The organism is Kribbella albertanoniae (assembly GCF_004348455.1).
Lineage (GTDB): Bacteria > Actinomycetota > Actinomycetes > Propionibacteriales > Kribbellaceae > Kribbella > Kribbella albertanoniae.
Map to the genome: position 1 here is coordinate 1 of NZ_SMKA01000289.1, position 11,565 is coordinate 11,565.

Consider the following 11,565-nt stretch of genomic DNA (forward strand, 5'->3'; position numbering starts at 1 on the left):
CGCCACCTGAAAGCCACCTTCAACCGCCCCTGAATGTCCATGCCACCTAGGGTGGCGGACGCTGTGAGGGGACGCACCCGGTTTTCGGGGCGGACCTGCAAGCCATCACAACTGCGCCCCAGGCGCTGACCCACGCGGGGACGACCGGCGAACGTTCAGTTGTGATGGCCTGTGGGTCCGCCTGTGGATAACTTCCGACGGCGGATGGCGATTTCGGTCAGCATCGAGGGATGACAGATGTGGTGGAAGTACTGCGACGGCGGGCGGGTACGGCGAGCTTCGGCGAGCTCCGCGGGGTCGTGCCCAGGGGTGCGATTCGTACGGCGCTGGCCGACGGACTGATCAGGCGGATCGCTCGCGGGGTCTACGCCCTGCCGCCGCTTCCCGATCCGCTCGCCGCTGCGCGGGCCCAGGGCGGCGTGGTCTCGCACGAGAGCGCCGCCTTCCTGCACGGCATGTCGGTGCTCGAGTTGCCGGACAAGCCGCAGGTCACCGTCCCGCGCGGGCAGCACCGCCGTCTGAGCCCGGTCTCCTGCAGATTGCATTGGGCCGACCACGTCCCCTCCGACGGACGCGTCACCAGCAAGCTCCGAACCGTGCTGGACTGCGCGCGCACGCTGCCGTTCGATGCCGGGCTCACGGTCGCGGACTCCGCGCTGCGGCTCGGGATGGTGGACCGGTCCCAGCTCATGGTGGCCGCCGCCGAGCTCACCGGCCCCGGCTGCCGGCGAGCCGGACGGGTCGCGGCGGCCGCGGACGGCCGGGCCGAGTCGCCGCTGGAATCCGTGTTCCGCTCGATCCTGATCGAGAACGGCATCGACGGCTTCGAGCTGCAGGTCGTCATTCAGGACGGCACATTTTCCGCGCGCATCGACCTCGGCCACCGGGCACTGCGGCTCGCCGCAGAGTGCGACGGCTTCGCCCACCACAGCAGCCGGTTGGCACTCACCCGCGACTGCCGCCGGCACGTGAACCTGACCGTGCGCGGTTGGCGGCTGCTGCGGTTCACCTGGGAGGACGTGATGTTCGACCGCGAGTGGGTCGTGGCCTCGATCCGCGCGGCGATGGCCGGACCTGCAGGCCATCACAATTGGGCCGGCGTTGGCGGTCTGAGCGGGGAGGCCCTGGCCGGATGACAGTTGTGATGGCGTGTGGGTTCGCGCCCTACACCGGCCGCCCAGCCACGTAGGTCTGGGCAACCAGCGGCACGCCGGGGCGGTAGGCCAAGTGCAGGTAGCTCGGGGCGTCGAGGATGGCTAGGTTGGCTTGGGCGCCGGGGGTTAGGTGGCCTACGTCGGTGCGGCGGAGGGATTTGGCGCCGGCGGCGGTGGCGGACCAGAGGGCTTCGGCGGGGGTCATGTGCATTTCGCGGACCGCTAGTGCGATGCAGAACGGGACGGAAGAGGAGTAGCCCGAGCCGGGGTTGCAGTCGGTGGCTAGCGCTACGGTGACGCCGGCGTCGATGAGGCGGCGGGCGTTCGGGTACGGCGATCGGGTGGAGAACTCGATAGCCGGGAGGAGGCCGGCGACGACGCCGGTTTGGGCGAGGGCGTCGATGTCGGCATCGGTGAGGTAGGTGCAGTGGTCGGCGGCGGCCGCGCCCAGTTCGCAGGCGAGTTGGACGCCGGGGCCTTCGCCGAGCTGGTTGGCGTGGACACGCGGTTGAAGACCGCGAGCAATCCCCGCCGTCAGGATGGCGCGGGCCTGGTCCTCGTCGAACGCACCACGCTCGACGAACACGTCGATCCATTTCGCGTGACCAGCAACGGCATCCAGCATCGGCCCGGTGACCAGGTCGACGTAGCCCGCTGGGTCGTCGGCGTAGTCGGCCGGCACGACATGCGCACCCAGGTACGTCGTTTCGTCGGTGAACTGGCGCGCGATCTGCAACGCGCGCGCCTCATCCGCCACCGTGAGCCCGTAACCGGATTTGATCTCGACCGTCGTCGTCCCCTGCCGGCGCATCTCGGTGACGAGCCGGGCGACGTTCGCGGTCAGCTGCTCATCGGTCGCCTGCCGGGTGGCCGCGACCGTGGTCCGGATCCCGCCTGCCGAGTACGGTGTCCCGGTCATCCGGGCCGCGAACTCCTCGGCCCGGTCCCCCGCGAACACCAGATGCGAATGCGAGTCGACGAACCCGGGGATCACGGCCCGCCCAGCGACGTCGATCGCGTTGTCAGCAACAGGTGCATCAGCGCGACGCCCGGTCCACGCGACCTTGCTGCCCTCGATCACGAGCGCTGCATCGAGAATCTCGCCGAGCGGCCCACCATGCGACGGATCGTTGGTGACCAGCGAACCGATGCCGGTCACGAGAAGAGAGGTCATGCCGTCATCAATCCATTCTCGGTGAAGCGCCAACAGCGGGGGCCAGGCGTCATGTGGTCACCGCTGCGATCGAGGCCGCCAGTTCGGCGGGCACATCCAGGCGAATATGCTTGCCCTCAGCAACCAGATGCCGACCGCCGACGACGACATCCACCACATCGGCAGCCGAGGCAGCGAAGACGGCTGTCTCCACGGTTCCGCCGGTCCCCGCCGTACGGATGCTGTCCAGCCGGACCGCGACCAGGTCAGCGCGAGCACCCACCTCGATCACACCGGCGTCGGCGAAGCCGATCGAGCGGTGACCGTCGACGGTTGCTGCTGCGAAGAGCTCCGGCGCGGACCAATGTCCGCGTTCCTGCGATGCCAACCGCTCATCCAGCTCAACCGCGCGCATCTCCTCGAACAGGTCGATCACCGCATGACTGTCCGACCCCAAAGTCAGCCGCGACCCGGCATCGCGCAGTGCCACCGACGGACCGATGCCGTCGGCAAGGTCTCGCTCGGTGGTCGGGCAGAAACACGAGTACGTCGCGGAACTCCCCAGCAGACCGACATCAACCGGAGTCAGGTGCGTCGCGTGGACCGCGCTCGTCCGGCCGCTCAGGAACCCGACCTCGTCGAGCACCTGCGACGGCGTCCGCCCGTAGGCCTCAAGGCAGGCTGCGTTCTCGGCGACCTGCTCGGACAGATGAATATGCAGCGGTACGTCGGGAAACGCGGAAGCAACCGCCCCGAGTTGATCCTGCGGAACCCCACGAACCGAATGCGCGGCCGCACCGATCACCACATCATCCGCACCCTTCAGCGCGGAGACCCGAGCAGCCCAGGACGCGGCATCGCCGTCGCTGAACCGCTGCTGAACCTCGTTGAGCGGCTGGTCGATTCCACCCGCGATGTAGCAGGTGTCGAGCAGGGTGATCCGCAGCCCGACATCCTGCGCAGCCGCGATCAGGGCCGCGCCCATCGCGTTCGGATCGTCGTACCGGCGGCCGCTCGGCGCGTGGTGCAGGTAGTGGAACTCCCCGACCGCGGTGATCCCGCCGAGCAGCATCTCGCCGTACACGGCGCGGGCGAGGTCGTAGTACGAATCCGGCGTGAGCGCGGACGCAACGGCGTACATCTGTTCACGCCAGGTCCAGAACGTCCCGCGCTCGGTCTGGGTGCGCCCGCGGAGCGCGCGGTGGAAGGCGTGGCTGTGGCAGTTCGCCAGACCGGGGACCACGAGCCCGCCCAGCCGCACGGCGTCGCCGGGTTCGGCGTCGACCGAGACTGCGGTGATGCGTCCGTCCAAGACGGTCACCAGAACGCCCGAGGCGACGCCGGTGGGAAGGAGGGCGGTCGAGCACCAGTACGACGTCACTGCGCGAGATCCTTCAGTACGGCGGCCAACGCCTCGACGCCGGCCAGACAGTCGTCCTCCTCGGCGAACTCGGCCGGCGAATGCGAGATGCCGGTCGGGTTGCGCACGAAGAGCATGGCAGTCGGAATCCCGGCCGCGGAGAACACGCCGGCGTCATGCCCGGCGCCGGTCGGGAGGACGGGCGCACCATCCAGTACGCCGACCAGGCGGTCCCGCAGGCCAGCCGGGAAATCGACGATCGGGGACACCGACTCCGGTACGACGGCGACCGTCGTACCGTCGCGTTCAGCGCGCTCGACGGCTTGCCGAGTGATTGCTGCTAGCAACGATTCGAGGGTGGCTGTGTCTGCAGCCCGCGCGTCCAGCCAGGCGATCACGCGAGACGGTACGGCGTTCGTCCCGTTCGGCTCGATCGACAGCCGCCCGAACGTGGCGCGGGCACCGGCGAGCCGGGCCTGCTTGTTCGCGGCGAGCGCGGTCATCGCGTACGTGAGCATCGGGTCGTGCCGGTCCTCCATCAAGGTGGTGCCGGCATGGTTGGCCTCACCCTCGAACGTGAACCGGTACCGCCCGTGCGGCCAGATCGAACTCGCCACCCCGACAGGTGGCGTCAACCCGCGCCCCTGCTCGACATGCAGCTCGACAAACGTTCCCATCCGCTCCAGCAACGGCGAAGGTCCGACGCCGGCCGGATCCGTCCCCGCAGCCTCCAACGCTGCAGCCAGCGTGACGCCCTGCCGGTCCGTCAACGCCAAAGCCTTGTCAGCCGACAGAACCCCAGCCGCAACCCGGGACCCCAGACAAGGCATCCCGAACCGAGATCCCTCCTCCTCCACGAACGCCCCAACCCCAAGAGGCACAGAGGGTGTGAAGCCCTCAGCCCGCAGCAGGTCGACAGCCGCCAGCGCCGACACCACCCCCAGCGGCCCGTCGAAGGCACCTCCATCAATCACCGAATCAAGGTGACTTCCGGTGACTACACCCGGCCGGTCCGGAGAACCCCACCAGGCGATCAGGTTGCCGATGCCGTCGGATTCGACGGCCAAACCCCTTGTGGCGCACTGGTCCAGGAACCAGGTGGTGGCCTCGCGTTCGGTGGGGGTCCAGCCGCCTCGGGTGTAGCCGCCGGTTTCGGCGTCTCGCCCGATGGCGGACTGGTCCCGCCACAGGTTTTCGAAACTCAAGACAGCGGGTTCTTCGACAGCCAGTCCTTGGCTACCGCGTCGGCGCTCTCCTTGCCGACGTCGACACGCTTGACGAGATCGGTCAGGCCCTCGGTGGTGAGCTTGGCCTGGATGGCGTTCAGCGTGGTCACCACGTCAGGGCTCTTGTGGTCGGTGCGGATCAGCGGAACGATGTTGTTCGGCAGGTGGATGTGCTGCGGGTCCTCCAGCGAGACCAGGTTGTTGTCCTTGATCACCGACTGGGTGGTGAAGAACTGGGTGACCTGGATCTGGTTGTCCAGCAGCGCCTTCAGGCTCAGCGGACCACCCGGGTCGAGCGACTTGAACTCCTTGAACTCGATGCCGTAGACATCCTTCATCCCGGCCACACCCGACTTGCGGGTCTTGAACTCCGGACCGCCACCGGCGACCAGGTCCTTGCCGACCGGCTTCAGGTCCGCGATCGACTTCAGGTTGTACTTGTCGGCGGTCGCCTTGGTCACCACGATCGCGTCCTCGTCGGCAGCCGGCGACTTGTCCAGCACCTCCAGCCCCTTCGGCAGCGCGCCCGGGATCGCCTTGTAGACGGCCTCGGCCTCGTTCTCGGTCGCGTCCTTCTTGAAGTAGGTCAGGGTTGCCCCGGTGTACTCCGGGAGCAGGTCGATCGACTTGTCCTGGATGGCGGCCATGTAGACCTCACGGGCGCCGATGTTGAGCTTCTTGCTCACCTTGATGCCCTTGGCGGCCAGCGCCTGGGCGTAGATCTCGGCGAGCACCTGGCTCTCGGCGAAGTTCGCCGAGCCGACGGTGATCGAGTCGATCTTGGCCGGGGCGTCGGCGTCGCCGGCGTCGCCACCACCGGCCAACGGGTCGCCGTTGCCGCCTCCGCAGGCCGCGAGGGCGAAGACCGCCGATGCGGCGATGGCACTGCGGATGAAGGTTCTTCTGAACACGGGATCCTCCAGGGTCCGTTCTCAGTTCGCGCCGGCCGGTGCCGGTGCAGTCGAGGTGTTGACGTTCTTCCGCAGCCGGCCGGTGAGTCCGGCCGAGACTGCATAACGCCCGAGCAGGGCGAAGGCGAGGTCGAGCACGATCGCGAGCAGGGCGACCAGTACGGCGCCGACCAGCATCTGCGGGAAGTCCCGTACGCCGAGCCCGTCGATCACGTACCGCCCGAGGCCGCCGAGGGCGACGTACGCGGCAACTGTCGCGGTGGACACGATCTGCAGCGTCGCGCTGCGCAGCCCGGAAATGATCAGCGGCAGCGCGATCGGGATCTCCACCTTGGTGAGGATCTCGCGCCCGGTCATCCCCATCCCGCGAGCGGCGTCGATGGTGTTCCGGTCGACGCCCGAGACTCCGGCGTACGTCGAAGCGAGGATCGGCGGAATGCCGAGCACCACCAGCGCGATGATCACCGGCACCTGCCCGATGCCGATCAGCAGCACGATCAGGGTCAGCAGACCGAGGGTCGGCAGCGCGCGCCACGCGTTCACCGTGTTGATCGCGATGAAGGCACCGCGGCGGGTGTGCCCGATCAGCAGGCCGATCGGGAACGCGATCACCGCGGCGATCAGGAGCGACACGAAGGTGAAGGCCAGGTGCTCGACCAGCCGGGTGGGGATGCCCTCGGCACCCCTCCAGTTGACCGGATCACCGAGGAAGTCGAAGAAGCCCTGGATCATGTGGTCGCCTCCTTCAGCGGCGAGATCACTCGCGCCCACGGCGTCAGCAGCCGCTGCAGGCCGACCAGCGCGATGTCACACACCAGTGCCAACGCGAGCGAGAGCACGACCCCGACCACGATCGGCGTCAGGAAGTCCTGCTGGAAGCCGGTGGTGAACAGCTCACCGAAGCCGCCGATGCCGATGATCGCGCCGACACTCACCATCGAGATGTTCGCGACCGTGACGACCCGCAGACCGGTGAAGATCACCGGAATCGCGATCGGCAGGTCGACGGTCAGCACTCTTCGCAGCGTTCCATAGCCCACCGACACTGCGGCCTGCAGCACTTCCTCGGGCACGGAGCGGAGTCCGTCGATCACGTTCCGGATCAGCAGCGAGACCGCGTAGATGGTCAGCGCCACGATGATGTTGACCGGCGACAGGATCTGCGTCCCGAGGATCGCCGGCAGCACGATGAACAACGCGATCGACGGCAGCGAGTACAACACGCCACCGAGCGCCACCAGCGGATTCGCCAACCAGCTGAACCGCGTCGCGACGTACCCGAGAGGCAGTGAAATCAGCAGCCCCAGCACCATCGGGATCAACGCCAGATAGAGATGCTCACGCAACTGTTCCCAGATGAGTGCGGAGTTGTCGCCAACCCAACTCATGGGCGGAAGGCCTCTGCCAAAGCGGCGTACTCGACGACGCCGACTGCCTTGCCGGACTCATCAACGCAGACGCCCTTGCCGACCGGTGACGTCAGTACGGCGTCGAGGGCGGCGCGCAACGAGTCACCCCGCTGGAAGGTCGCGCCGACCGGCTCGAGCTCGCCCGACCCGTTCACCCAGCCCTTCGGCGAACCGTCCTCGGCCCGCGTCAGCTCAGCCGGTACGTCGGTCAGCCGCAGCTCTTCGGCGGTCACGAACGTCAGCGCACGGTAACCGCGGTCCTTGCCGATGAAGTTCTCGACGAACTCGTCGACCGGGTTCGCGAGCAGCTCGGCCGGCGGTGCGAACTGGGCCAGCTTCCCGCCAACCCGCAGTACGGCGACGTGGTCACCGAGCTTGATCGCTTCGTCGATGTCGTGCGTGACGAACACGATCGTCTTGCCGATATCGCGCTGCAGCCGGAGCAACTCCTCCTGCAACTGGTTGCGCACGATCGGGTCGACAGCACTGAACGGCTCGTCCATCAGCATGATGATCGGGTCCGCCGCGAGTGCGCGGGCGACGCCGACTCGTTGCTGCTGGCCCCCGGACAGCTGGGCCGGATACCGCTCCGCGAGCTTGAGGTCGAGACCGACCCGCTCCAGCAGCTCCATCGCCGTACTGCGGGCTTTGCGCTTGTCCCAGCCGAGCAGCTTCGGCACGGTGGCGACGTTCTCCACCACGGTCTTGTGCGGGAACAGGCCGGCGTTCTGGATGACGTAGCCGATGCCCCGCCGCAAGGTGACGGCGTCCTTGCTGTTGATGTCCTCACCGTCGATCGAGATCGTGCCGCTGGTGCGCTCGATGGTGCGGTTGATCATCCGCAGCGACGTGGTCTTGCCGCAGCCGGACGGGCCGACGAACACGGTGATCTGATGGCTGGGGATCCGCAGGGACAGGTTGTCGACGGCCACAGTGCCGTCCGGATACCGCTTGGTGACGTCCTCGAACTCGATCATGGCGCCCCTTCGCGCTTGTCGTCGGTCGCCCGAATGACCCTAGCGGACCGAGCCGACGATTCCACCTGATCGGCGGTATTCGCGGTCCGCGGGAAAGTGCACCATAACGATAGGGAATGAACCGGTCGCAGCCGGTACTCAGGACTCCTGCATCGGAACCCGGACCCCACGTTCGGCGGCGACACGTTCTGCACTGTCATATCCGGCGTCGACATGGCGGATCACGCCCATGGCCGGGTCGTTGGTGAGCACGCGCTCCAGCTTCTGCCGGGCGAGATCGGTGCCATCGGCAACCGATACCTGGCCGGCATGGATGGACCGGCCGATCCCGACACCGCCGCCGTGGTGGATCGACACCCACGACGCGCCGGACGAGACGTTCACCATCGCGTTCAGCAACGGCCAGTCCGCGATCGCGTCCGAGCCGTCGAGCATTCCTTCGGTCTCGCGGTACGGCGAGGCCACACTGCCGGTGTCCAGGTGGTCCCGGCCGATCACGATCGGCGCCTCGAGCTCACCCGAAGCGACCATGTCGTTGAACCGCACGCCTGCCTTGTCCCGCTCGCCCTGACCCAGCCAGCAGATGCGCGCCGGCAGACCCTGGAACGCGACCCGCTCACCGGCCATCTTGATCCAGCGCGTCAGGTGCTCGTTGTCCGGGAACAGATCGAGGATCGCCTGGTCGGTCTTCGCGATGTCCGCCGGATTCCCCGACAGCGCCGCCCACCGGAACGGGCCCTTACCCTCACAGAACAACGGCCGGATGTACGCCGGAACGAACCCGGGGAACTCGAACGCCCGCGAGTACCCGGCCTTGCGGGCCTCGTCGCGGATCGAGTTGCCGTAGTCGAACACCTCGGACCCCGCGTCCTGGAACCCGACCATCGCCTCGACGTGCCGCGCCATCGACTCCTGCGCCCGCTCGGTGAAGCCGGCCGGGTCCTTCTCGCGGGAGGTCACCCAGTCGTCGAAGTCGATCCCCACCGGCAGGTACATCAGCGGGTCGTGCGCCGAGGTCTGGTCGGTGACGATGTCGATCGGCGCCCCACGCTGCAGCAGGTCGGGAACAAGCGTGGCCGCGTTGCCCAGCACACCGATCGACAGCGGCCGCCGCGCTTGCTTTGCCTCCTCGGCGAGCTTCAGCGCCTCGTCCACAGAAGACGCTCGTACGTCGAGATAGCGGTGCTCGATCCGCCGGTCGATCCGGGTCGAGTCCACGTCGATGCAGATCGCGACGCCGTCGTTCATCGTGACGGCCAGCGGCTGCGCGCCACCCATGCCACCGAGTCCCGCGGTCAGCGTGATCGTCCCGGCCAGCGAGCCGCCGAACTTCTTCGCACCGACCGCAGCAAAGGTCTCGTAGGTACCCTGCAGGATCCCCTGAGTGCCGATGTAGATCCACGAGCCGGCCGTCATCTGGCCGTACATGGTCAGACCCATCGCCTCGAGCTTGCGGAACTCCTCCCAGGTGGCCCAGTCGCCGACCAGGTTCGAGTTCGCGATCAGCACCCGCGGAGCCCATTCGTGGGTCTGCATGACCCCGACCGGCCGGCCCGACTGGACCAGCATGGTCTCGTCGGCCTTCAGGGTGGTCAGCGTCCGGACCATTGCGTCGAACGAGTTCCAGTCCCGGGCCGCCTTCCCCGAACCGCCGTACACGACAAGCTCGTCGGGGTGCTCGGCCACCTCGGGGTCGAGGTTGTTCTGCAGCATCCGCAGCGCGGCTTCCTGCTGCCAGCCTTGAGCGGTCAGCGTCGTACCGCGGGCGGCGCGCACAGGACGGGGTCCGGACATGGGTGATCCAGCCTTTCTCAGTTGAGCGGGCCGGTGACGGCCTCGGCAGTGGTGAGGTAGGTGCCATTAGCAACGAGTTGGACGGAGTGCTCGATCTCCGGTGCCAGGTGACGGTCGGTCCCCGGCCCTTCGACGTACTGCCTCAGGGCGTCCCGTACGGCGGCCGTGGCCGGGGAAGGTGTGAGCGGGGCGCGCAGGTCGAGGGCGCGGGCGGCGGTCAGGATCTCGATCGCGAGCACCCGCTGGAGTCCGTCGATCGACCGGCGCAGCTTGCGTGCGGCCGACCAGCCCATCGAGACGTGGTCCTCCTGCATCGCGCTGCTCGGGATCGAGTCGACACTGGCCGGTACGGCGAGGCGCTTCAGCTCGGAGACGATCGCGGCCTGCGTGTACTGCGCGATCATGTGGCCGCTGTCGACCCCGGGATCGTCGGCCAGGAAGGCGTTCAGGCCGTGGTTGCGGGCAACGTCGAGGAAGCGATCGGTACGGCGTTCGCTGATGCTCGCGAGATCCGCAACGGCGATCGCGAGGAAGTCGAGCACGTAGCCGACCGGGGCGCCGTGGAAGTTGCCGTTCGACTCGACCCGGCCATCGGGGAGTACGACGGGGTTGTCGATCGCGGAGGCGAGTTCGCGGTCGGCGACGTTCGCGGCGTGGGCGGCGGTGTCGCGGACGGCACCGTGGACCTGGGGCGAACATCTGAGGGAGTACGCGTCCTGGACGCGGTTGCAGTCGGGGCCGCGGTGGCTGGCCACGATGCCGCTGTCCTTGAGGATCGTGCGCAGGTTGGCCGCGGCGGTCGCTTGCCCGAATTGGGGACGCAGGGCCTGCAGGTCGGCGGCGAAGACCCGGTCGGTGGCGAGCTGACCCTCGACGCTCATCGCGGCGGCGATGTCGGCGGTCTTCACCAGCCGGTCGAGGTCGGCGAGCGCGAGCACCAGCATGCCGAGCATGCCGTCGGTGCCGTTGATCAGCGCGAGGCCTTCCTTCTCGGCCAGTGTTACCGGTTGCAGACCGTTGTCTTGTAGCGCCTCGGCCGCGTCGCGAAGGTTGCCCTCGGCATCGCGGACCTGACCTTCACCCATCACCGCGAGGGCGACATGCGAGAGCGGCGCGAGATCACCGGAACAACCGAGGCTGCCGTACTCGTGCACGACCGGAGTGAGCTTGGCATTCAACAGACCGGCGTACGCCTGAGCCGTCTCGACCTTCACCCCGGTACGACCGGTGGCGAGCGTGGACAACCTGAGCAGAGCGAGCGCCCGGACAACCTCGGTCTCCACCTCAGCGCCCGACCCGGCCGCGTGCGACCGAACCAGGCTGCGCTGCAACTGCGCCCGCAACTCAGGCGCAATGTGCCTCGTGGCGAGCGCCCCGAAGCCGGTGGAGACCCCGTAATGCGGCGTATCCGCATGCGCCAGCGCCTCGATCACAGCCCGCGACTTCGCGATCTCCTCGAGCGCCTGATCACTGATCCGAACCTGAGCCCCGCCCCGCGCCACCGCCACAACCTCAGCCGCCGTCAACGCGCCGACTCCCACGATCACCGTGCCGCTGCTCTCATCCACCCGCCCATTGCAC

General features: G+C 68.0%; 10 protein-coding genes. 1 reads left to right on the forward strand and 9 read right to left on the reverse strand.

Annotated elements, in window-relative coordinates:
- Positions 1-230 precede the first annotated feature (230 nt).
- Positions 231-1,136, forward strand: a complete 906-nt coding sequence (locus E1261_RS37895; protein ID WP_132414571.1) for a DUF559 domain-containing protein — start codon at positions 231-233, stop codon at positions 1,134-1,136.
- A gap of 28 nt (positions 1,137-1,164) precedes the next feature.
- Here E1261_RS37895 and hutI read toward each other — a convergent pair whose 3' ends face one another.
- The 9 genes from hutI to hutH form a co-directional block, all read right to left on the reverse strand.
- Positions 1,165-2,328, reverse strand: coding sequence for an imidazolonepropionase (gene hutI / locus E1261_RS37900; protein ID WP_132414572.1), 1,164 nt, complete (start codon positions 2,326-2,328; stop codon positions 1,165-1,167).
- A 49-nt stretch (positions 2,329-2,377) separates the two neighbouring features.
- A complete protein-coding gene (locus E1261_RS37905; protein ID WP_132414573.1) occupies positions 2,378-3,688 on the reverse strand; it encodes a formimidoylglutamate deiminase in 1,311 nt (436 codons plus the stop codon).
- The gene (locus tag E1261_RS37910; RefSeq protein WP_238176682.1) at positions 3,685-4,872 is read right to left on the reverse strand and encodes an allantoate amidohydrolase; all 1,188 of its coding nucleotides are present in this window, start codon (positions 4,870-4,872) and stop codon (positions 3,685-3,687) included. The genes E1261_RS37905 and E1261_RS37910 overlap by 4 nt, the downstream gene beginning before the upstream one ends.
- Positions 4,869-5,804: an ABC transporter substrate-binding protein gene (locus tag E1261_RS37915; protein WP_132414574.1), complete on the reverse strand. Its 936-nt coding sequence runs from the start codon at positions 5,802-5,804 to the stop codon at positions 4,869-4,871. The genes E1261_RS37910 and E1261_RS37915 overlap by 4 nt, the downstream gene beginning before the upstream one ends.
- A 21-nt stretch (positions 5,805-5,825) precedes the next feature.
- Positions 5,826-6,536 (reverse strand): ABC transporter permease, encoded by a 711-nt coding sequence (locus E1261_RS37920; protein ID WP_132414575.1) that lies wholly within the window; start codon positions 6,534-6,536, stop codon positions 5,826-5,828.
- Positions 6,533-7,192: an ABC transporter permease gene (locus tag E1261_RS37925; protein WP_132414576.1), complete on the reverse strand. Its 660-nt coding sequence runs from the start codon at positions 7,190-7,192 to the stop codon at positions 6,533-6,535. Before E1261_RS37925 ends, E1261_RS37920 begins: the two co-directional genes overlap by 4 nt.
- Positions 7,189-8,190, reverse strand: a complete 1,002-nt coding sequence (locus tag E1261_RS37930; RefSeq protein WP_132414577.1) for an ABC transporter ATP-binding protein — start codon at positions 8,188-8,190, stop codon at positions 7,189-7,191. Before E1261_RS37930 ends, E1261_RS37925 begins: the two co-directional genes overlap by 4 nt.
- A 138-nt stretch (positions 8,191-8,328) precedes the next feature.
- Entirely contained in the window at positions 8,329-9,984 is a 1,656-nt protein-coding gene (hutU, locus tag E1261_RS37935) for a urocanate hydratase (RefSeq protein ID WP_132414578.1), read from the reverse strand.
- A 17-nt stretch (positions 9,985-10,001) separates the two neighbouring features.
- Complete coding sequence (gene hutH / locus E1261_RS37940) at positions 10,002-11,531, reverse strand: histidine ammonia-lyase (RefSeq protein WP_238176683.1); 1,530 nt, start codon at positions 11,529-11,531, stop codon at positions 10,002-10,004.
- Positions 11,532-11,565: the final 34 nt, after the last annotated feature.